Origin of the sequence: Acidovorax sp. HMWF029 (assembly GCF_003060895.1) — a bacterium.
Taxonomy (GTDB): domain Bacteria; phylum Pseudomonadota; class Gammaproteobacteria; order Burkholderiales; family Burkholderiaceae_C; genus Acidovorax.
The window spans coordinates 1-22880 of record NZ_QAIH01000253.1 but is presented as its reverse complement, the minus strand read 5'-3'; the positions used below and the strand labels follow the sequence as shown (position 1 = coordinate 22880).

The 22880-nt window shown below is 62.7% G+C and carries 21 protein-coding genes; 18 read left to right on the top strand and 3 right to left on the bottom strand.

The genetic code is table 11. From position 1 onward, the window contains the following. The first annotated feature begins 121 nt into the window (after positions 1-121). The 5 genes from DBR12_RS18355 (at position 122) to DBR12_RS18335 (ending at position 5917) form a co-directional block, all read left to right on the top strand. Complete coding sequence (locus tag DBR12_RS18355) at positions 122-790, top strand: GntR family transcriptional regulator (protein WP_108618581.1); 669 nt, start codon at positions 122-124, stop codon at positions 788-790. Next, positions 790-2274: a malonyl-CoA decarboxylase gene (locus tag DBR12_RS18350; RefSeq protein WP_108618580.1), complete on the top strand. Its 1485-nt coding sequence runs from the start codon at positions 790-792 to the stop codon at positions 2272-2274. The genes DBR12_RS18355 and DBR12_RS18350 overlap by 1 nt, the downstream gene beginning before the upstream one ends. 68 nt (positions 2275-2342) lie before the next feature. After that, positions 2343-3338, top strand: coding sequence for a tripartite tricarboxylate transporter substrate binding protein (locus tag DBR12_RS18345; RefSeq protein ID WP_108618579.1), 996 nt, complete (start codon positions 2343-2345; stop codon positions 3336-3338). A gap of 139 nt (positions 3339-3477) precedes the next feature. Continuing rightward, positions 3478-4281 carry an enoyl-CoA hydratase/isomerase family protein gene (locus DBR12_RS18340; RefSeq protein ID WP_108618578.1) on the top strand — a complete coding sequence of 268 codons (804 nt, stop codon included), beginning with the start codon at positions 3478-3480 and terminating at the stop codon, positions 4279-4281. Between the two features lie 61 nt (positions 4282-4342). Further along, entirely contained in the window at positions 4343-5917 is a 1575-nt protein-coding gene (locus DBR12_RS18335) for a malonyl-CoA synthase (RefSeq protein ID WP_108618577.1), read from the top strand. Positions 5918-6096: 179 nt separating this feature from the next. Here the strand turns inward: DBR12_RS18335 and DBR12_RS18330 are convergent, their stop codons facing one another. Next, on the bottom strand, positions 6097-6540 hold the full coding sequence (locus DBR12_RS18330; protein WP_108618576.1) for a universal stress protein: 444 nt from the start codon (positions 6538-6540) through the stop codon (positions 6097-6099). A 160-nt stretch (positions 6541-6700) separates the two neighbouring features. On the opposite strand from DBR12_RS18330, the gene DBR12_RS18325 reads away from it, so the two are divergent. The 9 genes from DBR12_RS18325 (at position 6701) to DBR12_RS18285 (ending at position 14770) form a co-directional block, all read left to right on the top strand. Next, entirely contained in the window at positions 6701-9139 is a 2439-nt protein-coding gene (locus DBR12_RS18325) for a cation-translocating P-type ATPase (protein ID WP_108618575.1), read from the top strand. Beyond that, complete coding sequence (gene ccoS, locus DBR12_RS18320) at positions 9139-9276, top strand: cbb3-type cytochrome oxidase assembly protein CcoS (protein ID WP_094287546.1); 138 nt, start codon at positions 9139-9141, stop codon at positions 9274-9276. The genes DBR12_RS18325 and ccoS overlap by 1 nt, the downstream gene beginning before the upstream one ends. A 64-nt stretch (positions 9277-9340) precedes the next feature. Further along, entirely contained in the window at positions 9341-10780 is a 1440-nt protein-coding gene (ccoN, locus tag DBR12_RS18315) for a cytochrome-c oxidase, cbb3-type subunit I (protein WP_108618574.1), read from the top strand. Between the two features lie 17 nt (positions 10781-10797). After that, positions 10798-11430 (top strand): cytochrome-c oxidase, cbb3-type subunit II, encoded by a 633-nt coding sequence (ccoO, locus tag DBR12_RS18310; protein WP_108618573.1) that lies wholly within the window; start codon positions 10798-10800, stop codon positions 11428-11430. Between the two features lie 12 nt (positions 11431-11442). Further along, positions 11443-11580, top strand: a complete 138-nt coding sequence (locus DBR12_RS18305; protein WP_063461825.1) for a cbb3-type cytochrome c oxidase subunit 3 — start codon at positions 11443-11445, stop codon at positions 11578-11580. Positions 11581-11604: 24 nt separating this feature from the next. Beyond that, on the top strand, positions 11605-12525 hold the full coding sequence (ccoP, locus tag DBR12_RS18300; protein WP_108618572.1) for a cytochrome-c oxidase, cbb3-type subunit III: 921 nt from the start codon (positions 11605-11607) through the stop codon (positions 12523-12525). Between the two features lie 89 nt (positions 12526-12614). Next, entirely contained in the window at positions 12615-14060 is a 1446-nt protein-coding gene (gene ccoG / locus DBR12_RS18295) for a cytochrome c oxidase accessory protein CcoG (RefSeq protein ID WP_108618571.1), read from the top strand. Positions 14061-14128: 68 nt separating this feature from the next. Next, entirely contained in the window at positions 14129-14404 is a 276-nt protein-coding gene (locus DBR12_RS18290; protein WP_108618570.1) for a FixH family protein, read from the top strand. A gap of 72 nt (positions 14405-14476) precedes the next feature. Continuing rightward, a complete protein-coding gene (locus DBR12_RS18285) occupies positions 14477-14770 on the top strand; it encodes a hypothetical protein (RefSeq protein WP_108618569.1) in 294 nt (97 codons plus the stop codon). Positions 14771-14836: 66 nt separating this feature from the next. Here the strand turns inward: DBR12_RS18285 and fnr are convergent, their stop codons facing one another. Then, positions 14837-15559, bottom strand: coding sequence for a fumarate/nitrate reduction transcriptional regulator Fnr (gene fnr / locus DBR12_RS18280; RefSeq protein WP_108618568.1), 723 nt, complete (start codon positions 15557-15559; stop codon positions 14837-14839). Between the two features lie 201 nt (positions 15560-15760). Here fnr and hemN point away from each other — a divergent pair, with 201 nt between their 5' ends. The 4 genes from hemN (at position 15761) to DBR12_RS18255 (ending at position 21879) form a co-directional block, all read left to right on the top strand. Further along, a complete protein-coding gene (gene hemN, locus DBR12_RS18270; RefSeq protein WP_108618566.1) occupies positions 15761-17143 on the top strand; it encodes an oxygen-independent coproporphyrinogen III oxidase in 1383 nt (460 codons plus the stop codon). Positions 17144-17148: 5 nt separating this feature from the next. Then, positions 17149-17892: a sulfite exporter TauE/SafE family protein gene (locus DBR12_RS18265; RefSeq protein WP_108618565.1), complete on the top strand. Its 744-nt coding sequence runs from the start codon at positions 17149-17151 to the stop codon at positions 17890-17892. A gap of 247 nt (positions 17893-18139) precedes the next feature. Then, positions 18140-19438: an HD-GYP domain-containing protein gene (locus DBR12_RS18260; RefSeq protein ID WP_108618564.1), complete on the top strand. Its 1299-nt coding sequence runs from the start codon at positions 18140-18142 to the stop codon at positions 19436-19438. Beyond that, positions 19435-21879, top strand: a complete 2445-nt coding sequence (locus DBR12_RS18255) for a bifunctional diguanylate cyclase/phosphodiesterase (RefSeq protein ID WP_108618563.1) — start codon at positions 19435-19437, stop codon at positions 21877-21879. The genes DBR12_RS18260 and DBR12_RS18255 overlap by 4 nt, the downstream gene beginning before the upstream one ends. 74 nt (positions 21880-21953) lie before the next feature. Here DBR12_RS18255 and DBR12_RS18250 read toward each other — a convergent pair whose 3' ends face one another. After that, the gene (locus DBR12_RS18250; RefSeq protein WP_108618562.1) at positions 21954-22769 is read right to left on the bottom strand and encodes a sulfite exporter TauE/SafE family protein; all 816 of its coding nucleotides are present in this window, start codon (positions 22767-22769) and stop codon (positions 21954-21956) included. Between the last annotated feature and the right edge of the window lie 111 nt (positions 22770-22880).

Below are 22880 nucleotides of genomic sequence, written 5' to 3'. Positions count from 1 at the left end.
GTAAAGGTGGGGCAAGCCGTTGGATGCTTGCGGCGGCTCCTTCCGGTCTGTGTGCGCCATAGGAATCAAGCGATCGAAAAAAGTACCTCACCGGGTCAGCGACCCTGGAGCCCAGCCCACCATGCGTCCCGTTCCGAATTCCCTGCACGATGAAGTCGCCTCGCGGCTGCGGGATCAGATTTTTGCGGGTGACCTGCGGCCCGGCAGCTTTCTGGACGAGGCGGCGCTGTGCGAGCGGCTCGAAATCTCGCGCACGCCGCTGCGCGAGGCGCTCAAGGTGCTGGTGGCCGAGGGGTTGCTGCGCCATGAGCCGCGCCGGGGCTGTTTTGTGGCCGAGATCACCGACAAGGACCTGGACGACCTGTTCCCGGTGATTGCGCTGCTGGAAGGCCGTGCGGCGCATGAGGCCACTCTCAAGGCGAGCGGGGCCGATGTGGCGGCGCTGGAGCTGCTGCACCAGCGGCTGCAGCAGTGTGCGGCCGAGGGGCGCATCACCGATTACTACGAGGTCAACTACGCCATCCACGAGGCCTTTATCACGCTGGCCGACAACCGCTGGCTGGCCCAGGTGATTGGCGATTTGCGCAAGATCCTGCGCCTGGCGCGCCACCAGACGCTGCATGCCCCGGGCCGCCTGCAGCAAAGCCTGGCTGAGCACCTGGCCGTGTTTGCCGCCCTGAAGGCGCGTGACTCGGACGCCGCCGAAGAGGCCATGCGCACCCATCTGTTGCGCCAGCGCGATGCGCTGCGCGACATCGCACGCAATCAGCAATCGAGGTTGACACCATGATGAACGGCACCCCCGAATGGATCACCCGCAGCGTGTCGCGCCTGCGCACCAGTGCACCCGCCGCCGACAAGGCCGGTGAAAAGCTGGCCAAGGCCGCACTCGACAAGTCCGTGACCGATGTGGTGGCCAAGGTGGCCGTGCCACGCTCCACCAACGAGAGGCTGGCCGCCACGCTGCGCCGGGGGCAGGAGGCGCTGTCGCCGCGCGCGCTGCGCCGCCTGCTGGCCGACCTGCAGGAGGTCGTCGCACCGCAGGTGAGCGAGATTGAAGGCGGACGCCGCGCCCAGGCCGTGGCCGAGTGGTATGCGAAGGCCGAGCCCGAGGAAAGGCGCGACATGTGGCTGCTGATGTGCGAGCAGTTCGCGCCCGACGCCACGCGCTTCAAGTCGGCCCGCCAGCGTTACGAAGCGGCGGCGGGCACTGCCGAGGAAGGCCAGGCCGAGATCAGCCTGCGCCGCGCGCTGGTGTCGCCGCGCACGCGGCTGCTGCAGCGGTTCTCGGCCTTCCCCGAAGGCATGCGGTTTCTGGTGGACATGCGCGCCGAGATCTTGCCGCTGCTCAAGGCCGACAAGCGCCTGCTGCCGCTCGATGCCGAGCTGGAGCACCTGTTCTCGACTTGGTTCGACGTGGCGTTTCTGGAGCTGCGCCGCCTGTCGTGGGATTCGCCCGCGTCGCTGCTCGAAAAGCTCATCAAGTACGAGGCGGTGCACGACATCCGCAGCTGGGCCGACCTGAAGAACCGCCTGGACAGCGACCGCCGCTGCTATGGCTTCTTCCACCCCCGCCTGCCCAACGAACCACTGATTTTTGTGGAGGTGGCGCTGGTGGACAAAATCTCTGCCAGCATCACGCCCTTGCTGGACGAGGCCGCCGCGCCGGTGGACATCACCCGGGCCACCACGGCCATCTTCTATTCGATCAGTAACACGCAGACTGGGCTGCGCGGTGTGAGTTTTGGGGATTCGCTCATCAAGCATGTGGTGGAGACGCTCACGGCCGAGTTTCCGCGCCTGCGCACCTTTGCCACGCTGTCGCCCATCCCGGGTTTCCGCGCCTGGCTGTCCAAACATGCGGGCGCGATGCTGGAGCGCCTGGACGACAAACGCCGGGCCGAACTGGGTCGCGCCGTGGGTTTTGAGCCGCCGCAGGCCACGCACCTGCTGGGCGCTATCGACAAGGCGCTGGAGCTGGATGCCAGGTCGCCCGTGCGCCAGATGCTGCTGGAATGCGCCGCGTACTATCTGGGCCGCGAGATGCAGGAGGGCAAGCCGGTGGACCCGGTAGCCCGCTTCCACCTGGGCAACGGTGCGCGGGTAGAGCGTCTGAACTGGGCGGGCGACCCTTCCAGCAAAGGGCAGAAACAATCGTACGGGCTCATGGTGAACTACCTGTATGACTTGAAGCGCATCGACAAGCACCGCAGCTTGCTGGCGCAGGGCAAGGTGCCCGTGTCGGGGGACATCGACAGCCTTTGCCGCGACTGATCGTGGCGCCCGGTGCGGAGCCGGGCGGACCGCCTCTTTTTTAAAACGACAGGAGACAAGGAGTGAACATGAACCCATCGCGAATTCAACGCCGGGATGTGCTGCTGGGTGCAGCCGCTGCGGGCCTCGGCTTGGTCAGCGGCAGCAGCTGGGCGCAGGCCTCGGCCTGGCCCGCCAAGCCGGTGAACCTGGTGGTGCCGTTTCCGGCCGGGGGCGGCACCGATGCCTTTGCGCGCCCGCTCGCCGCGCAGTTCTCCAAGGCCACGGGCAAGACGCTGGTCATTGACAACCGGGGCGGCGCGGGCGGCACGGTGGGGGCCAGCTTCGCTGCCAAGGCGGCACCAGACGGTTACACCCTGTTCATGGGCGCCGTGCATCACGCCATCGCTCCATCGATGTACCCCAAGCTCGATTACGACATCGAGAAGGACTTTGTGCCGCTGTTCCTGTTGGCCAACGTGCCCCAGGTGCTGGTGGTCAACCCCAAGGCCGTGCCCGCGAGCAACTTTCAGCAGTTCATGGACTACGTCAAGCGCAACCCTGCCAAGCTCAACTACGGCTCGGCCGGTGCGGGCACCTCGCACCACATGGCGGGTGAGCTGTTCAAGCAGCAGACGGGCACATTCATCACCCACATCCCCTACCGGGGCGCGGGCCCCGCGCTGCAGGACCTGATCGGCGGCCAGGTGGACATGATGTTTGACGGCCTGGGTTCGTCGGCAGCACACATTAAGGCTGGCCGCATCAAGGCGCTGATGGTGTCGGGTTCCAAGCGCAACGCAGCCTTCCCTGACGTGCCCTGCGCTGCCGAAGTGGGCCTGCCCGACTACACCGTTACGACCTGGTACGGCCTGTGGGCGCCCAAGGGCACGCCCGCCGATATGCAGGCGCGCATCGTGGATGAGGTGCGCAAGCTGGGCAGCGCCGATGAACTCAAGGCCATCTGGGCCAACAATGGTGCGGAATTTGGCGGCATGACGCAGCAGCAGTTTGCGGGCATGGTGAGCAGCGAGGTCAAGCGCTGGGCGGCGGTGGTGAAAGCCTCTGGCGCAAAGCTTGACTAACCCCCTGAGGCGCTTCGCGCCATCCCCCAAGGGGGATGCCACCCGTGGCCTGGCGGAGCCAGTTCCACGGTGGCACTGGCGATGGCGCAGCGCGCACTCTTAGTGCTGAGTAGTGTGCATAACTTGATGGATTGCCAAGATGCCAGGTGAAGTGTTGATGAGTGTCGGTGAGGGCGGTGTGGTGCATATCACCCTGCGCCACACCGGGCGGTTGAACGCCATGTCGCGGCCCATGTGGCGGCAGCTGCGTGCGGTGTTTGAAGACATTCAGCGCCGGGCCGATGCACGCTGCGTGCTCATCACGGGCGAGGGCGGGGCGTTTTGTGCTGGCGGCGATATTTCCGAGTACCCCGATTTCCGTTTTGATGCAGCGGCGCTGCGCGACTTCCATGAAAACGACGTGTGGGGCGGGCTCCACGCCATGCTGGCTTGCGACGCGCCCATCGTGGCCAGCATCAGCGGGGCTTGCATGGGCGCGGGCGTGGAGATCGCGAGTTGCTGCGACATCCGCATTGCGGGCAGCACCGCCCGATTCGGCGCCCCCATCGCCAAGCTCGGCTTTCCCATGGCCCCGCGCGAGGCGCAGCTGGTGGCGGGCGCGGTGGGCGAGGTGGTGGCCCGCCAGATGTTGCTGGAGGCCGCCACCTTCAGCGCCCCCGACATGCTGGCGCGTGGTTTTCTGAGCCGGGTGGTGGCCGACGACATGGTGGCCGCCGACGCTCTGGGCAGTGCGCAGCGGGTGGCGGCGCTCGCCCCGCAGGCCGCGCGCATGAACAAACAGACTTTAAGGGCATTAAAAATGCCTTCTGCGCGCGACAGTAAAGAGTTTTCAGCTATCGAAAACATAGTAAACGGTGTGCCTGACCCCTACGGCTATGCGAACAGCGCCGAGCACCGCGAGGGCATCACCGCATTCCTGGACAAGCGTCCGCCGGTGTTTTGACCGTGCCGCTACAGGCCTGCCTTTCGTCTTCTTCCTTGTTTAAAAAGCAACAGCCCAAGCCATGAGCCAACAGAACCTCTTCAGCGCCTTGCGCGCAGCTTTCCCTGCCGACCTGTCGAGCACCGCCGTGGAGACCACGGCGCCCGATGGCACGCCCCTGTTCTACACCTGGGGCGACCTGGACCGCGCCAGCGCCCGCATGGCCAACCTGCTGGAGTCACTCAAGCTGCCCGAGGGCAGCCGCGTGGCCGTGCAGGTTGAAAAGTCGGTCGAGGCCATGGTGCTGTACCTGGCCACGCTGCGCGCGGGGTATGTGTTTTTGCCGCTCAACACGGCCTACCAGAGCGCTGAGATTGAGTACTTCATCGGCAACGCCGAGCCTGGCGTTGTGGTGTGCACACCCGGCAACTTTGGCTGGGTGTCAAAAATTGCCTTTACCCAGGGTACGGGCCATGTCTTTACGCTGGGCGACGACCGCACGGGCAGTCTGCTGGAGCGTGCTGCGCACCACAGCGACGTGCATACACCCGCGCAGAAATCGGCCGATGACCTTGCAGCCATCCTCTACACCAGCGGAACGACGGGCCGCAGCAAGGGCGCGATGCTCACGCACGGCAACCTGCTCAGCAATGCGCTGACCTTGAAGGACTACTGGGGCTGGACGGCTACTGGAGGGCCTGATGGACGTGGCGACGTGCTGATCCACGCGCTGCCCATCTTCCACGTGCACGGCCTGTTCGTGGCCATCCACGGTGCGCTCATCAACGGCAGCAAGATGATCTGGTTCGCCAAGTTCGACCCCAAGGCCGTGCTGGCCGCCATGCCGCGTGCCACTGTCTTCATGGGCGTGCCCACGCTGTATGTGCGCCTGCTGGCCGAAGCGGGGCTCACGAAGGAAGCGGCGAAGAGCATGCGCTTGTTCATCGCGGGCTCTGCGCCACTCTTGATCGAGACCTTCAACGAATGGCAGCAGCGCACCGGCCATACCATTCTGGAGCGCTACGGTATGAGCGAGACCATCATGCTCACTTCAAACCCCTATGCCGCTGACAAGCGCCACGCGGGGCAAACCGAGCGGCGCGGCGCCACCGTGGGCTTCCCGCTGCCGGGGGTGGGCCTGCGTGTGGTGGATGACGCCAACAAGCCCCTGCCTGTGGGCGAGATCGGCAATATCCAGGTGCGGGGCCCCAACGTGTTCAAGGGTTACTGGCAGATGCCCGAGAAGACCAAGGAGGAGTTCACGGCTGACGGCTGGTTCAAGACGGGTGACGTGGGCAAGGTCGATGAGCGTGACTATGTGAGCATCGTGGGCCGCAGCAAGGACCTGATCATCAGCGGTGGCTACAACGTCTACCCTGCCGAGATCGAGGGTTACATCAACGAGATGCCTGGCGTGGCCGAGAGCGCGTTGGTGGGCGTGCCACACCCCGACTTTGGCGAGGTGGGCGTGGCCGTGGTGATTGCCAAGCCGGGCGCTCAACTCAACCCCGATGCCATCGTGGCGCAGCTCAAGTCGCAACTGGCCAACTTCAAGATTCCCAAGAAGTGTTTTGTGGTGCCCGAGCTGCCCCGCAACACCATGGGCAAGGTGCAAAAGAACCTGCTGCGTGAGCAGCACAAGGGGTTGTTTGTCTGATGGCAGGGCGGGGGCCTGGCGGCGCGATCGCCAGGGTGCCCGGTTTCAGCGCCCCGGGGCCGCAGCCTCGGGCAACACAAACAAATGGGGCCATCACGGCCCCATTTGTTTTGCTCATTTTTTGATAGCTATTACCGCTTTGTGGATGCGCGGTAGGCCCTTTTTTTCTTAAAAACTTCTTATCTCAGCACCAGCACCGGGATGTGCGAGTGCGTCAGCACATGCTGCGTCTCGCTGCCCAGCAGCAGGCGCTTGAGGCCCTTGCGGCCGTGTGATGCCATCACGATCAGGTCGCACTTGTGCTTCTTGGCGGCAGAGATGATGGCCTCGGCCACCAGATCGGACTTGGCGATGACGGGCTTGACCGAAACCCCCTGGGCTTCGCCCTGGACCTTGACGCCATCGACCATGGCCTGGGCCGCATCGCCCCACTGCGTTTCGATGCGCTTCACATCGTTGGTGTCGACGGGCATGCCGCCTTCAAAGTAGCTGCGGGGGTAACGGGGAACCACCTTGAGGGCTACCGCAGAGGCGCCGGTGAGGGCGGCCAGTGCGAGTCCGTGTTCCACGGCTTTGTCCGATAGGGGGGAGCCGTCCGTAGCGATAAGGATGCGTTTGTACATAAAAAGGTCTCCTCAAAACGATGAATCAAGCTTAGGATGAATCATGTTCCGGGACTTGATGCAGGTCAATGTACCTGTCATGGCCCAACGATAGGCTTGAACCATGTCAATGTTTCGACCCGATGCGTCGGTGGCTTCCCCGGCGCATTTGCCTGATGGCATGGCGGACTCATCGCCCGCCGCGCCCCCCCAGTTGCTGGACGACCCGCAGGAATGGCTGGCGTTTGGTCGTCCGTGCACACCTGCAGGCAGCCCCTTGTCTGCCCATACTGCCGATGCAGCGCAGGGTGCCCCTGAATCTTCCACCTGGGACTCGCATGTGGTGTTGGAGGGCATGCATTGCGCGGCCTGTGCCCTCACCATCGAAGACGCGCTGCGTGCCGTGCCCGGCGTACTGCAGGCCGATGTGAGTGCGGCCACGCGCCGCGCGCGTGTGGTGTGGCAGCCGGGCAGGGTGCTGCCCTCGCAGTGGATGAAAGCCGTGCAGAACGCGGGCTACCGCGCCATGCCGGCCATGGATGCCTTTGCACGCGCGCAGCGCCAGCGCGAAAGCCGCCGCGCACTGTGGCGCTGGCTGGTGGCGGGCTTTTGCATGATGCAGGTGATGATGTACGCGTGGCCCGCGTATGTGGCGCAGCCCGGCGACCTGTCGGGCGAGATGGAGCAGTTGCTGCGCTGGGCGTCTTGGGTCATCACGCTGCCCATGGTGGTGTTCTCTTGTGGCCCCTTCTTTGCCAGCGCGCTGCGCGATGTCCGACTGCGCCGCGTCAGCATGGACCTGCCGGTGGCGTTGGGCATGGCGATCACCTTTGTGGTCAGCACGGCGGGCACGTTCGACCCGAGCGGTATCTTTGGCAAGGAGGTGTATTACGACTCCTTGACCATGTTCGTGTTCTTCCTGCTCACGGGCCGGTGGCTGGAGCTGCGCCTGAGAGACCGCACGGCCGGTGCGCTGGAGGCGGTGATGAACCGCCTGCCCGACAGTGTGGAGCGGCGTGATGACGCCACGGGCGCCTTTGCCCGTGTGGCCACGCGCCGCCTAGTGGTGGGCGACACCATCCGCGTGCTGCCGGGCGAGGCCTTTCCGGCCGATGGTTGCATCACCGCAGGCAACACCCACGCCGATGAGGCGCTTCTGACCGGCGAATCCACACCCGTGGCGCGCCCGGTGGGCAGCCGCGTCACAGCGGGCAGCTATAACCTTCAGTCGCCCGTCGAGGTACTGGTGGAGGGCACGGGAGGGCAGACCCGGTTTGCGCAGATCGTAGCGCTGATGGAAAGCGCGTCACTGCAGAAACCTCGGCTGGCACTGCTGGCCGACCGCATTGCGCGGCCTTTTTTGGTGGCCGTTCTGCTGGCAGCGGGGCTCGCAGCCGCCTGGTGGTGGCCGTCGGACCCTGGGCATGCGCTCATGGTGGCGGTGGCTGTGCTCATCGTGACTTGCCCTTGTGCGCTGTCGCTGGCCACGCCGGTGGCCATGCTCACCGCAGCGGGCACGCTGGCGCGCCACGGGGTGCTGGTGCGCAACCTGCAGGGGCTGGAGGCGCTGGCCCATGTGGATACCCTGGTATTCGACAAGACCGGCACCCTCACCCGCGACCGCATGGCGCTGCAGGTCGTGCGCGCTGCGCAGGGCTGGACCGCCGATGACGCGCTGGCCTTGGCTGCCGCCCTGGCGCGCCACTCCATGCACCCCGCATCGCGCGCGGTGGTGGCCGCAGCCCCGGAGTCTGCCCGTGGTCCCGGGGGGCGGTGGGCCGTGGCCCATCTGCAGGAAGACGCGGGCCTGGGCTTGAGCGCTGCCGTGTCTGACAACACCGGCGTCGTGCCCGATTGCAAGGTCTGGCTGGGCTCGGCCCGCCACGCCGGGGTTGCTCCGCAGCAGGGTGCCGCTGCGCTGCAGGTCGTGCTGTCGGCGCAGGGGCCTGATGGCGTTCCGGTGGAGCTGGCCCGATTCGATTTGGTGGAAGACCTGCGCAGCGAGGCACCGGCGGTGGTTGCCGCGCTGCGCAAGGAAGGTGTGGCCGTGCAACTGTTGTCCGGTGACCGCCTGGCGGCTGTGCAGCGCGTGGCCTCGCAGGCTGGCATTGCGCATGCGCAGGGCGAATGCTCTCCTCAGGGCAAGCTGGCGGCCCTGCGGGCGCTGCAAGCTGGCGGGCGGCAGGTGGCCATGGTGGGGGATGGCCTCAACGATGGCCCGGTGCTGGCCGGGGCACATGTGTCGTTTGCATTTGGCCGCGCCGTGCCGCTGGCGCAGTCGCGGGCGGACTTTGTGGTGCTGGGCGACAGCCTTGCGCTGGTACCGCAGACCGTGTTGCTGGCGCGCCGCACGCTGCGTGTGGTGCGCCAGAACCTGTGGTGGGCTGCAGGCTACAACGCGCTGTGTGTGCCGCTGGCCGTGGCAGGCTGGATGCCCGCCTGGCTGGCCGGGCTAGGCATGGCACTGAGTTCGCTGCTGGTGGTGCTCAATGCCGCGCGGCTGGCGCGTGGCCTGCCTGCATCGCCCGCCTTGGCCGATGCTGAGGCCGAGGCCTCTATTGCGGGCAAGGCGCAGCCATTGCCCCTGAATCCTCCCAAGACAACCCTGGAGCCCGTCTAATGGACATCCTTTATCTCCTGATCCCGCTGTCTGTTTTGCTGGTGCTTTTGATCCTGGGTGGGTTGTGGTGGGCTGTTTACCACGGCCAGTTCGAGAGCGTGGAGCAAGAGGGGGAGCGCATTCTCCGAGACGGTTGACTTGTGTCAATGCCCCACAGAGCCGACTGCAACAAACTCTTACTGCAATACAAAGAGGTGCCCGATGGATTCTCAAAAAACTATGACTGCGCACTACAACGATACGGTTGTGCGGCAGTTTTCTATCTTGGCCGTGGTTGTGGGGGTGGTAGGCATGCTGGTGGGCGTTGTCATCGCCGCCCAGCTGGCTTGGCCAGAACTCAACTTTGGCATTCCCTGGCTTAGTTATGGGCGCTTGCGCCCCTTGCACACCAATGCGGTGATCTTCGGTTTTGGCGGCAGTGCCCTGTTCGCCACCAGCTACTACGTTGTGCAGCGCACCTGTCAGGTCCGGTTATTCGCCGGGCCGTTGGCTGCATTCACTTTCTGGGGCTGGGTGCTGGTCATCGCCGCAGCTGTGGTCAGCTTGCCGATGGGCTACACCTCTGGCAAGGAATATGCCGAGCTGGAGTGGCCCATTGACATCTTGATCACGCTGGTGTGGGTGTCCTATGCCATCGTGTTCTTTGGAACCATTGGTACCCGCAAGGTCAAGCACATCTACGTGGCTAACTGGTTTTTTGGAGCGTTCATCCTGGCGGTGGCGCTGCTTCACCTGGTCAATAGCGCGGCCATTCCCGCAGGGCTCATGAAGAGCTACTCGGCCTATGCAGGCGTGCAGGATGCCATGGTGCAATGGTGGTACGGCCACAACGCCGTGGGCTTCTTCCTTACGGCTGGCTTCCTGGGGATGATGTATTACTTCATCCCCAAGCAGGCAGGCCGCCCCGTGTATTCGTATCGCCTGTCGATCGTGCACTTCTGGGCGCTGATCTTCACCTACATGTGGGCTGGTCCCCACCACCTGCACTACACCGCGCTGCCTGACTGGACGCAATCGGTGGGCATGGTGTTCTCTCTCATTCTGCTGGCTCCTAGCTGGGGCGGCATGATCAACGGGATCATGACTCTGTCGGGCGCATGGCACAAACTGCGTGACGACCCCATCTTGCGCTTCCTGATCGTGTCGCTGTCCTTCTACGGCATGTCCACGTTCGAAGGCCCGATGATGTCCATCAAGACCGTCAACGCGCTGAGCCACTACACCGACTGGACCGTGGGCCACGTGCACTCTGGCGCGTTGGGTTGGGTGGGCCTGATCTCGATGGGTTCGTTGTACTACCTTGTGCCGCGCCTGTTTGGCCGCGAAAAGATGCATTCCATCAAGGCGATTGAACTGCACTTCTGGATGGCCACCATCGGCATCGTGCTCTACATCGCTGCCATGTGGATCGCCGGTGTGATGCAGGGCCTGATGTGGCGCGCCATCAACCCCGACGGTACGCTGACCTATACCTTTGTCGAGAGCGTCAAGGCGACCTATCCGTTCTACGTGATCCGCGTGGCCGGTGGCCTGCTGTACCTGGCGGGCATGGTCATCATGGCCTGGAACGTTTGGATGACCGCGATCTCTGGCCGCTCGGTCAAGGTGGCCATTCCTGCCGTGAATGCTGCCCACGCCTGAGCCGAAGGAGTCTATTCATGTCCAATAACAATTCATCTTCCTCCACCGGCTTCTCGCACGAGAAGATCGAGACCAACAACTTCCTGATGATCGTGCTGATCCTGCTGGTGATCGCCATTGGCGGTCTGGTGGAGATCGTGCCCCTGTTCTTCCAGAAGTCCACCACCGAGGCCGTCAAGGGCGTGGAGCCCTACACCGCCACCCAGTTAGTGGGACGCGACGTGTATATCCGCGAGGGCTGCTACAACTGCCACTCGCAGATGATCCGCCCCTTCCGCGCTGAGACGCTGCGCTACGGCCACTACTCGGTGGCGGGCGAGTTTGTGTACGACCACCCCTTCCAGTGGGGCAGCAAGCGCACGGGTCCCGATCTGCATCGCGTGGGCGGAAAGTACAGCGACGAATGGCACCGCATCCACCTGAACAACCCGCGTGACGTGGTTCCCGAGTCCAACATGCCTGCCTATCCCTGGCTGGAGAAGAGCGTGGTGGACCCTGCGAGTGTGGCGCCCCGCATGAAGGCGCTGCGCACGGTGGGCGTGCCTTACACCGACGAGCAGATCGCCGCCGCCGCAGCCGAGGTGAAGGGCAAGACCGAAATGGACGCCCTCATCGCCTACCTGCAAGTCATGGGCCGCGCGCTCAAGTAAAGGAGATTGGCCATGGACATCACGACCATGCGCATCGTCGCCACCCTGGCATCGATGGCCTGCTTCATTGGCATTTGGGTCTGGGCCTACCGGGGCCGCAACAAGTCCCGGTTTGACGAGGCGGCTCAGCTGCCTTTCGAACAAGATTGACCCTCACCAGAACGAGAATATCCCATGAGTGACTTCACCAGCAATTTCTGGTCGGTCTTTGTGACCGCGCTGACACTGGTCGGCATCATCGCCTGCGGCATCCTGCTTTGGATGGCGGGCCGCAAGAAGGTGATGGCGACGGCCGACAACACCACGGGCCATGTCTGGGACGAAGACCTGGTCGAAATGAACAACCCCCTGCCACGGTGGTGGGTGTGGCTGTTCGTCATCACCATCATCTTCGGCCTGGGCTACCTGGCTGCCTATCCGGGCCTGGGCAGTTTTTCGGGCAAGCTGAACTGGACCCAGAAGGGCGAGTACGAGGCCGAAATGGCCAAGGCCAAGACCGAACTGGAGCCGCTGTATGCCCGTTTTGCCTCGATGAAACCCGAGGACGTTGCGGCGGACCCGCAAGCCCATGCCATTGGTGAGCGCCTGTTCATGAACAACTGCGCACAGTGCCATGGCTCGGATGCCCGTGGCAGCAAGGGCTTCCCCAACCTGGCGGACAGCGACTGGCTGCACGGCGGTGCCCCCGAAAAAATACGCGAAACGCTGGAAAAGGGGCGCGTCGGCAACATGCCTCCCATGGCGGCTGCAGTGGGATCGCCGGAAGACGTGCGTAACCTGTCGCACTACGTCCTTAGCTTGTCGGGCAGTCCGCACGACTCGCTGCGCGCTTCACTGGGCAAGTCCAAGTTCACGGCATGCGCAGCCTGCCACGGCATGGATGGCAAGGGCAACCAGGCGCTGGGTGCCCCCAACCTCACGGACGATATCTGGCTGCATGGCTGGGGTGAGGCGGCGATCACCGCCATCGTCAACAACGGCAAGGTCAATCAGATGCCTGCACAGGCAGACAAGCTGACGGAAGCACAGATCGGGGTCCTGTCGGCCTACGTGTGGGGTTTGTCGAACGGCAAGCAGGCGGCTGCCACCCGTTGATCGATGCTGCCAGGCTACCCGCAACTTGCGGTGTTTGCCTGGCTTCTTAGTTGTTAGGTTTTTAGACTCCCCGTGAGTAGATCGACACCATGAAGCCCCCCAGCGAGCCCGCTCGCAAGGTCATTCCCATCGCGCCTGTGGAGTCCGAGCCGTCCGCCCAGGGCGAGATCGTCTCGTTGTATGAAGCGCAGAAAAAGATCTATCCGCGCTCCATCAGTGGCCTTTTTGCGCGGTGGCGCTGGGGTATGGTGCTGCTCACGCAGATGTTGTTTTATGGGCTGCCCTGGTTTGAATGGGGGCAGCGCCAGATGGTGCTGTTCGACCTGGGTGCGCGCCGCTTCTACATCTTTGGGTTGGTGCTGTACCCGCAGGACTTTATCTACCTCACGGGGCTGCTGATCATTTCGGCGTTGTCGCTGTTCCTATTCACGGCAGTGGCAGGGCGTTTGTGGTGTGGCTTTGCCTGCCCGCAGACGGTCTACACCGAGATGTTCATGTGGATCGAGCACAAGATCGAAGGCGATCGCAGTGCGCGGCTGCGGCTGGACAACGGGCCCTGGACCTTCGAGAAGATCCGCAAGAAGTTCTTCAAGCAGGTGGTGTGGGTGGCGGTGGCCTTGTGGACCGGATTCACCTTTGTGGGGTACTTCGTGCCCATTCGCGAGCTGGGCAGCGAGTTGCTGGCGCTGCAGGGCGGCTGGCAGATTTTCTGGGTGCTGTTCTACGGCTTTGCCACCTATGGAAATGCCGGCTACATGCGTGAGCAGGTCTGCAAGTACATGTGCCCGTATGCACGGTTTCAAAGTGCCATGTTCGACAAGGACACGTTGATCGTGACCTACGACCCCGAGCGGGGTGAGCAGCGTGGCCCACGCAAGAAGAATACCGATTACAAGGCGCAGGGGCTGGGCGACTGCATTGACTGTTCGCTGTGTGTGCAGGTTTGCCCGGTGGGCATCGACATTCGCAAGGGCCTTCAGTACGAATGCATCGGTTGTGGCCTTTGTGTGGATGCTTGCAACACGGTCATGGACAAGATGCAGTACCCCCGGGGACTAATCCGATACTCCACCCAGAACGGCGTGGCCCAGCGGTGGGTCCAGTCGCAGATGTTGCGGCGTGTTCTGCGGCCCCGGGTGCTGATTTACAGCGCGGTGCTGGTGGCTTTGTGTGTGGCCATGCTGGCCAGCTTGGTCGTGCGCACTCCGCTGAAGGTCGATGTGGTCCGGGACCGAGCGGCGCTTTCGCGCATCGTGGCGGGTGGCAAGCTGGAAAACATCTACCGCCTGCAGATCATGAATGCTACGGAAAGCGAGCAACGTTATCGCATCAGCGCTCGGGGGCTTGAAGGGCTGGAGGTTTCCTCGGATGCCGAGGTGGATATCGGCCCTGCGGAGTCGCGCTGGGTGGCCGTGCGTTTACAGATCCCTTATGGTTCGACAAGCTCGGGCTCCCATGCCGTCCAGTTTGATGTGCAGGCCATTGGCTCCGCTGCCCATGTGACGGAAAAGTCAGTGTTCTTGGTGCCACGCTGAGCCGCACCCTGGTGCAAGGTCACACCGGCCTTGTGTTGATTGAGATGATTGTGAAGGAGTAAATCGCCATGTCCTCAAACCCAGCCATTGCCCCCGTTGCGGCAGCGCCCTGGTGGAAATTCGGCCATGTCTGGCTGGTGATTGCCGGCCCGGCCATTGTGATCGTCGCGGGTTTTGTGACCTTGTGGTTGGCGTTGTCTCGGCCAGATCCTGTGGTTGCGGAGGATTACTACCGTCAGGGGATTGAGATCAATAAAACGCTGGAAGCACCCGAGAAGAGTCTGGCGCCAGCCATGAAGGGACGCAACCACGCCGCCACACCCGTGCAAGACCAACCGCGTTGAAGCTGCGCAAGGCCTTGGCTTACCAGTAGTGCAGCCTTGCTGCAATCGAGCTCCCGAAGAGACAGGAACGATATGTGGACGCAACGCCTGATGTGGATTGCATGGCCTGCCTTCTTGATGGCAGGGGTGCTGGAGATGCTTGTTTTCGCCATGGTAGACCCCCAGGATCTGCAGTGGTTCGGGCAGCCCCTGGCGCTGTCGCGGCAGGGTGTCTACACGCTGGCTTTTTTTGTTTTCTGGATCATCGCCATGGCATCCAGCGCGTTGACCACGTTGCTGGCCATGTCACCCTTTGAGCTGAACCGCTGCCCGGTGCCCGAGGAGGAGCGACCGGACGATTGCCGCAAGACATCTTCCTGCTCCTGAGGAAAGAGCGGGGCACTTTTGGCCGGCTGGTCGGCGGTTGGCGAGCGGACCAGGAGCGTTGCCAGATCAGTGGCAGGCTTGCTGGCTGTTGACGATGCGCTTGAGGGCTTCCGTATCCTGGATGCGGACATGGCGCTGTTTGACTTCCACAATGCCTTCTTCCACAAACTTGGAGAAAGTGCGGCTGACAGTTTCGAGTTTCAGGCCCAGGTAGCTGCCGATTTCTTCGCGGGTCATGCGCAGCACCAATTCGGACTGCGAGAAGCCGCGTGCATGAAGGCGTTGGACCAGATTCAGCAAAAAGGCGGCGAGGCGTTCTTCGGCGCGCATGCTGCCCAGAAGCAGCATCACGCCGTGTTCACGCACGATCTCGCGGCTCATGATTTTGTGCACATGGTGCTGAAGAGCTGTGACTTCGCGGGAGAGTTCTTCAATGCGGTCGAAGGGCATCACGCAGACCTCCGCGTCTTCCAGAGCCACTGCGTCGCAGGTGTGGTGGTCGTTCACGATGCCATCAAGGCCAATGATCTCGCCAGCCATCTGAAAACCGGTGACCTGGTCTCGGCCATCTTCGGTGGCGACACAGGTCTTGAAGAAGCCCGTACGGATGGCGTAGAGTGATGTGAAGGATTCACCATTGCGGAATAGCGTGCCACCCCGTTTGACTTTGCGGCGCACTGCAACGACTTCATCGATGCGCTGCAGTTGCTCCTCGTTAAGGCCCACTGGCATGCACAGTTCGCGCAGGTTGCAGTTGGAGCAGGCGACTTTGATGGAGAGCGGGTTCATAGGCACGTTAGCTGGGATGTTAGGTGTCGAGCATATCGCGCCCGATGCGAAAAGCTGGGAAGACCTTGCTCGGGCATCTGAGTCTGAACGACTGACACGCATCAAATTGTCGCTCGTGGGTTTGGTCGTTCGCTTGATGCAGGTCAAGGACATGTTTTGGAGGGTGCGGCACAGTCAAGGTGTACGCAAGGATATTCCCCCATGACCGCTGTTTCGCCCGATCTCCTGCGCCGTTTTGACGTGCCGGGGCCCCGCTACACCTCCTACCCGACAGCTGACCGGTTTGTCGAAGCGTTCGGGCAGGAAGACTACGTCCTGGCACTGGAGCAGCGCCGAACGGGCTCGGGGGCAAAGGCCTTGCCGTTGTCCTTGTATGTGCACATTCCGTTCTGCGAATCGCTTTGTTACTACTGCGCCTGCAACAAGATCATCACCAAGCACCATGACCGTGCTGAAGTCTACCTGCGCTACTTGAGCCGCGAGATCGATCTGCACACCTCGCACTGTGGAGTGGGTCAAGTTGTGAGTCAGTTGCATCTGGGTGGGGGGACGCCCACGTTCATGTCGGATGCGGGTTTGCGTGAACTGATGGCCATGCTCAAGCGCAGCTTTACCTTGGCGCCGGGCGGTGAATATTCCATTGAGGTGGATCCCCGTACTGTGAACGCCGACAGGCTGGCGTTGCTGGCCGAGCTGGGGTTCAACCGGCTTAGTTTCGGGGTGCAGGATTTTGATGCTGAGGTGCAGAAGGCCGTGCATCGCATCCAACCTGCCGAACAGGTGTTTGCACTGGTGGAGTCCGCACGCTCGCTGGGTTTTGACTCGGTGAACGTGGACTTGATCTATGGCCTGCCACGCCAGACGCCGGAATCGTTTGATCGCACCTTGGCTCGGGTGGCGCAGTTACGGCCGGACCGCATTGCGCTGTACGCCTACGCGCATCTGCCTGAACGTTTCAAGCCGCAGCGTCGCATCGTGTCGGCCGAGCTGCCCACGGCGTCTAGCAAGCTGTCCATGCTGTCTCGATCACTCGATGCGTTCATGGACGCAGGTTATGTCTATGTGGGCATGGACCACTTTGCGCTGCCCTCCGATGCCTTGGCGGTAGCCAAGCGCCAAGGGCGCCTGCACCGCAACTTCCAGGGCTACAGCACACAGCCTGATTGCGATCTGATCGGCCTGGGTGTGTCTGCCATTGGTCGTGTGGGCGCGACTTACAGCCAGAACTCCAAGACGCTGGATGAGTATTACGACTTTCTCGACCAGGGGCGCCTGCCAGTGGTGCGTGGCCTAGCGCTCACGCGTGATGACCTCGTGCGGCGCGCTGCCATCATGGCCCTGATGTGCCAGGGTGAGCTGCTCTACGAATCCATGGAGCAGGCTTGGCTGATCGACGTGCGACAGTACTTTGCAGCGGAGATCGCCCAGCTCGAAAGCATGGCGGAGCAGGGGCTGGTACGGGTGGGGCCTGAGGGGATTGAAGTAACGGGCATGGGCTGGTTTTTTGTGCGGGGCATTGCCATGGTGTTTGACCGCTATCTTCAGGCGGACCGCAATCGCGCCCGGTTTTCCCGCATCATTTGAGGCCTATGCTTGCAACCATTGCCTGGACGGCTTTGCTCATGGGGCTCGCAGGCGGGTCCCACTGTTTGGTCATGTGTGCCGCGCCCTGTGGCGCCCTGGTGGGACGTGGTGCGGCGGCTGAAGGAGTGGGCAGTTTGGCGCAAGACGGTTCTGTTGTGCAGGGCGTCCAGTGGGTGCCCCGTGGTGGTGTGGTTTTGCGCACCCTCGCGTTTCACGGGGGGCGACTGGTGGGCTATGCGTCAGCAGGAGCCCTGGCAGCCTTGGCCATGGACAGTCTGGCGTGGCTTACTCAGCAGACCACGGCCCTGCGGCCGGTATGGACCCTGATGCATGTGGCTGTTATGGCCTGGGGGTTGATAATGATGGTGCAGTCGCGCCAGCCTGTTTGGGTGGAGTTGGCTGGGCGGGCTGTGTGGGGGCGTGTGCGACCACTGGTAGGGGCACCCGCTGGTGTGCTGGCAGCAGGTGTTCTGTGGGCCTTGATGCCCTGTGGTTTGCTGTACTCGGCTCTGCTGGTCGCCGCTTTGAGTGGTGGGGCTTTGGAAGGGGCGCTGACCATGGTGTTGTTTGCCATGGGTAGTGGGGCGTGGATGCTGGGTGGTCCCTGGGCATGGAGCCGACTTCGAAGCCGCCTCAATCTGGTGCGTGCCGAGTGGGGCACCCGGGTCGCTGGAGGTCTGCTGACTGCGGTAGCCGTTTGGGCACTCTGGATGGACCTGGTCTACAAGCCTTCACTTTGGTGCCGCTGAGGCTGCGGGCTTTTCGAGCCGGGGCGGCATGTGCGTCCGTGCCCAGGCAGCCGGTGAGGTTTCAAGACACTATGTACTGTGTTTTCAGACTGTATGCCACGCCATGGGCTGTCTGTGAGCAAGCTTTGCTCAAGTGTTGCCGTATCGCCGCGATGGTGATGCGCTTCTTCGACAAGCCTTCGTAACTGGTGATAATCTGCGTAACTATTGGTGGCATTGATGCCGCCATGTTTCGCGTGCGCCTGAAGTGAACTCTTCCATCCTCATCGACATCAGCCAACTGCGAGTGGGCATGTACATTCAGCTCGATGTTGGCTGGATGCATCATCCTTTCCCGACCAGTAGTTTCCGGGTGGCGTCGGCCGAGCAGATCGCCACCTTGCGGGGACTAGGGTTGACAGAGGTGCGCTACCTCCCCAAGAAGAGTGACCCGGCACTCAAGGAGCTGGTGCCTGCTGCCTGGAGCGTGCCCGAAATGGTGGTTTCCCAGGCCAGCAGCCCGGAGTCCGCTGGTGGTCCCGCAGCAGTGGACACCGAGGCCCTGCGGCGGCGCGAGTTGTTGGAAGCCCAAAATAAGTCGCTGGCCGCCTGCAATCAGCGATTCACTGAGGCGACTCGGCAGTACCAGGCGCTTGAGCGGGCTGTTTCCGAGCAACCGGACCTAGCGCGTGAAAAAGGCGTGGTGCTGGTGTCCGGTTGTGTTTCCGAGCTGCTGGAAAACGGTGATTCGGTGATCCGGCTGTTGTCGGAAGGTGTGGGCGAACGCAACGCCCTGCACCCTATCAATGTCATGGTTATTTCGCTGCTGCTTGGTCGTGCTTTGGGCATGAAAAGTGAAGAGTTGCAGGGCCTGGGGGTGGCGGCCTTGATTCACGACCTGGGCAAGCTCAAGCTGCCGCCGAATCTGCGGCAGCCCACGCCGTCGATGCCCTTGATGGAGCGGTCGAGGTATGAAACCCATGTGGCGGAGTCTGTGGCGATGGCCAAGCGCATGGGTTTTCCTGAGGCTGTGGTGCTGGCGGTGGCCCGGCACCATGAAATGGCTGATGGCAGCGGGTTTCCGCTGCGGCTCACCGGTGCAGACATGGGGCGGGCGAGCCAGGTGCTGGCGCTTGTCAATCGTTACGACCGCATGTGCAACCCTGCAGTGGGTGTGGATGCCCTCACACCCCACGAGGCGTTGTCCGTCATATTTGCCCAGCTCAAGGCGAAATTCGACTCCGTGGTGTTGGGCGCTTTCATCCGCATGATGGGGGTGTATCCGCCAGGCTCTATCGTCCAGCTGGTCAACGACCGTTATGCGATCGTAGCCTCGGTGAATTCTTCGCGCCCCTTGCGGCCCAGGGTCATCGTCCACGACTCAAGGGTGCCCAAGGATGAAGCCCCCATCATGGACCTAGAAAGCGTTCCCGAGCTAGGTATACGCCGCAGCCTCAAACCGGCACAGCTACCACGCGACGCGCTTGACTACCTGTCACCGCGGCAGCGCATCTGTTACTTTTTTGAGCGAGCGGTCAGCCCCGGTCCTGAAGAGGCGGGTACGTGACCGATTTGCAATCGCAAGGCTGGCTTGATGGGTTGCAGGAAGCCGTCTGGCTGGTCGACGAGGTACACCACCTGATCCTGCATGCGAACGCTGCAGCCGCGCGCCTGGTGGGTATGCCTGCAGCCGACATGGCGGGCAAGTCAGTGCTGAGCCTCGCAGCCACTCCACAAGACCAGGCGTTCTGGGCTGAACCGCTGGAAGTGATTGCGGCTGGAATCCATTCGTACACCAGCCTGGTGTGCGCCAATGGCCAGTTGGTGCCTGTGGAGCGGCATGTGGTGCGTGTGCCCTGGGGGCTGGATGGGCGCATGGTCTTCATGCTGACCATGCTCGACCGCAGCGCCCAGGAGGCGACTGAACGCGAGCTGGAAACCTTGTTGTCTGAATTGCGTGCGACGCTGGATTCTGCGGCAGACGGCATTTTGGTGTGCGGGCTGGACCGCAGTGTGCGCGCCTTCAACCAGAGGCTGGCCCAGCTCTGGGGCTTGCCGCGCCAGCTGCTGGTAGAGCGCGACGATGCGGCCGTGTATGCCTTCATGGCCAGTCAGGTGGCAGATGCCCGCACCTACGCCGAGCGCATGGCTGCCATTGAGCGCGAACCCATGCAGGAGAGCACGGATGTCCTGGAGTTGCGCAGTGGTGTGGTGCTCGAAATGCGGACCGTGCCGCAGTTTCGCCAGGGGCGAGCTGTAGGGCGCGTCTATTCGTACCGGGACATCACTCGGCAGACTGAAATCCAGGCCAGCCTGCGCTTGGCAGCTCGCGTGTTTGAGTCCAGCTTGGATGCCATTTTTATCGCGGACAGTCAGCACCGCATCATGCGCATGAACCCGGGCTGCGAGCGTCTGGTGGGGCCGGCGGCCAAAGCCTTTGAGGGCTGCATGGCGGCATCGCTGTTTGGTGGCGGCTCGGATGCTACCTTCATGGAGCGGGTGCAGCAGGGCTGGTCGCGTGACGGCTTCTGGGAGGGGGAGCTTTGGTTGCCCCGAGACAACGGGGCCTACTGCGCTGTGCAACTGTCCTGGGTGGCGCTGCGTGACGACGAGGGACGTCTGGTGCAGAGCATTGGCTTCATGCGTGACCTTACGCTGCAGCATGCTGCGCAGAAACGCATTGAGGAGCTGGCCTACAGCGACGTGCTTACCGGCCTGCCGAACCGGCTGCTGTTGTCTCAGCGGGTGGACACTGCGATCCAGGGGGCGCGGCAGAGCGACACCGGGTTTGCCATCCTCTTTCTGGACCTGGACCGTTTCAAGATCATTAACGATTCCCTGGGACACCCGTTTGGCGACCGTGTGCTGCAACTGGTGGCTGAGCGCTTGCAGACCTGCCTGCGACAGACCGACATGCTTTGTCGGCTAGGGGGAGATGAGTTCGTCATCTACCTGCACGGTGGTGATGCACCAGTGGCTGAGAGTGTGGCGCGCCGCATCCTGGACGACATGCTCAAACCCTTCATGCTCGACAGCATGGGGTTCTCTATCCAGTGCAGCATTGGTATTGCTTTGTATCCGCAGGATGGGGCGACGCTGGATGACCTGATCAAGCAATCTGATACTGCGATGTATCGGGTCAAGGAGCGGGGGCGTGGCAGCTACGGCTTCTACCAGCCTCAGATGAATGCCAACCTGTTGGCCCGCATGCAGATGGAGCATGCCATGCGACAGGCTCTGGGCCTGCAGCGCCTGGCCGTGCATTACCAGCCCCAGGTCAACATGGCCACAGGGCGCATTACCGGGGCTGAGGCACTGATTCGGTGGACTGATCCCGAGTTCGGTGCGGTCTCGCCTGGCGTGTTCATTCCGCTGGCGGAGGAGTCGGGCTACATTGTGACTCTGGGCGCTTGGGTGATGGAGCAGGCGGTACGCGAGGCGGCGGTGTGGATGCACAGCGGCATGCCGATCATGATTTCTGTGAACGTGTCTGCCCTTGAATTCCGTCAACCCGATTTTGTGGATCGGATTACGCGCCTGCTGGCCGTGCACCAGCTCCCGCCGACCTTGCTGGAGCTGGAGTTGACGGAAACCATCCTGTTGCAGGATGCGCAGGAGATGGAGCTGCGTCTGCGCGTGCTGGCCGATCTGGGCATTGGCTTGGCCATTGATGACTTTGGCACGGGGTACTCCAGTCTGGCCTACCTCAAGAAGTTGCCGATCCACAAACTCAAGATCGATCAGTCTTTTGTGCGTGGCTTGCCCGATGACGATGGTGACCGGGCCATCGTGAGCGCCATCATCAGCATGGGGCGCGCCATGCACATCGAGGTGGTGGCGGAAGGTGTGGAAACCGAAACTCAGCAGGCCGTGTTGCAGCAGATGCTGTGCGAGCACTACCAGGGCTTCCTGTGCGCCCCCGGGCTTCCGGCCGACAAGTTTCGTGCCATGCTGCGTGAGCCCCTGCCGCTGAAGGCGCAGGGAAAGCACAGTCCGATCATTTCCTAAGCCCCTGTTGAGAGCTGGCGGGCGAAGTTCCCAGCTGTTTTGGCCAGCTCGGTGGCTCTGGTTGCGCCGCAGCCTCAAAGGGCTGTCACGCCCTTCCATAACATGTAGGCCGCTAGGCCAAACAGCAGGTAGGCGAAAACGCGCTTGAGCTGCTTCACGGGCAGGCTGTGCGCTGCCTTCGCGCCCAGTGGTGCGGTCAGCACGCTGCAAGTGGCGATCACAGCGAGCGCGGGCAGCCAGACATAGCCCAGGGATGCCGTGGGCAAGCCCGCCACGTTCTGCCCGCCCACCACGTAGCCGACCACATTGGCCAGCGCAATCGGAAAACCGAGCGCTGCACTGGTGGCCACTGCGTTGTGGATGGATACATTGCACCAGGTCATGAAAGGCACACTCACGAAGCCACCGCCGGCCCCCACCAGGCCGGACAGAAATCCGATCACACCGCCGGCTGCCATCTGGCCAGCACCACCGGGCATCTGGCGCGTGGGAGCAGGTTTTTTGTCAAGGAACATCTGCGTGGCAGAGAAGCTCACGAAGAGTGCAAAGAAAATGGCCAGGAAGGAACCCTTGAGCAATGCGAACACGCCCAAGCTCGCCAGAAAACCACCCAGCACGATACCGGGAGCCAGGCGCTTGACGATGTCCCAGCGCACCGCACCCCGCTTGTGGTGAGCGCGCACGCTGGAGACCGAAGTGAACATGATGGTGGCCATTGACGTGGCAATCGCCATCTTCACGGCAAGGTCTGGGGCGACTTTTTGTGCTCCCAGGATGTAGGTCAGGAACGGCACCAGCAACATGCCGCCACCAATGCCCAGCAGGCCGGCGAGAAAGCCGGTGGCCAGGCCCAACACACCGAGTTCAACAATCAGGAGAGGGTCCAGCATGGCGCGATGAGAATAAATGAAAGACAGGGGGCGTGGCCCAGAGGGAGGGGGCGATGCCCTGCCCGGAGGGGGCAGCGGTGGCGTGCGATGGCAGGGGCATGGGGTAGAGGG

Excerpts from the sequence above, each read along its gene's own strand:
- DBR12_RS18290 (WP_108618570.1), top strand. The coding sequence starts at position 14,129 with ATGTCCTCAAACCCAGCCATTGCCCCCGTTGCGGCAGCGCCCTGGTGG.
- DBR12_RS18250 (WP_108618562.1), bottom strand. The coding sequence starts at position 22,769 with ATGCTGGACCCTCTCCTGATTGTTGAACTCGGTGTGTTGGGCCTGGCC.
- DBR12_RS18350 (WP_108618580.1), top strand. The coding sequence starts at position 790 with ATGAACGGCACCCCCGAATGGATCACCCGCAGCGTGTCGCGCCTGCGC.
- DBR12_RS18355 (WP_108618581.1), top strand. The coding sequence starts at position 122 with ATGCGTCCCGTTCCGAATTCCCTGCACGATGAAGTCGCCTCGCGGCTG.
- ccoP (WP_108618572.1), top strand. The coding sequence starts at position 11,605 with ATGAGTGACTTCACCAGCAATTTCTGGTCGGTCTTTGTGACCGCGCTG.
- DBR12_RS18335 (WP_108618577.1), top strand. The coding sequence starts at position 4,343 with ATGAGCCAACAGAACCTCTTCAGCGCCTTGCGCGCAGCTTTCCCTGCC.
- ccoS (WP_094287546.1), top strand. The coding sequence starts at position 9,139 with ATGGACATCCTTTATCTCCTGATCCCGCTGTCTGTTTTGCTGGTGCTT.
- fnr (WP_108618568.1), bottom strand. The coding sequence starts at position 15,559 with ATGAACCCGCTCTCCATCAAAGTCGCCTGCTCCAACTGCAACCTGCGC.
- ccoN (WP_108618574.1), top strand. The coding sequence starts at position 9,341 with ATGGATTCTCAAAAAACTATGACTGCGCACTACAACGATACGGTTGTG.
- DBR12_RS18285 (WP_108618569.1), top strand. The coding sequence starts at position 14,477 with ATGTGGACGCAACGCCTGATGTGGATTGCATGGCCTGCCTTCTTGATG.
- DBR12_RS18340 (WP_108618578.1), top strand. The coding sequence starts at position 3,478 with ATGCCAGGTGAAGTGTTGATGAGTGTCGGTGAGGGCGGTGTGGTGCAT.
- DBR12_RS18265 (WP_108618565.1), top strand. The coding sequence starts at position 17,149 with ATGCTTGCAACCATTGCCTGGACGGCTTTGCTCATGGGGCTCGCAGGC.
- DBR12_RS18325 (WP_108618575.1), top strand. The coding sequence starts at position 6,701 with ATGGCGGACTCATCGCCCGCCGCGCCCCCCCAGTTGCTGGACGACCCG.
- DBR12_RS18305 (WP_063461825.1), top strand. The coding sequence starts at position 11,443 with ATGGACATCACGACCATGCGCATCGTCGCCACCCTGGCATCGATGGCC.
- ccoG (WP_108618571.1), top strand. The coding sequence starts at position 12,615 with ATGAAGCCCCCCAGCGAGCCCGCTCGCAAGGTCATTCCCATCGCGCCT.
- ccoO (WP_108618573.1), top strand. The coding sequence starts at position 10,798 with ATGTCCAATAACAATTCATCTTCCTCCACCGGCTTCTCGCACGAGAAG.
- hemN (WP_108618566.1), top strand. The coding sequence starts at position 15,761 with ATGACCGCTGTTTCGCCCGATCTCCTGCGCCGTTTTGACGTGCCGGGG.
- DBR12_RS18345 (WP_108618579.1), top strand. The coding sequence starts at position 2,343 with ATGAACCCATCGCGAATTCAACGCCGGGATGTGCTGCTGGGTGCAGCC.
- DBR12_RS18330 (WP_108618576.1), bottom strand. The coding sequence starts at position 6,540 with ATGTACAAACGCATCCTTATCGCTACGGACGGCTCCCCCCTATCGGAC.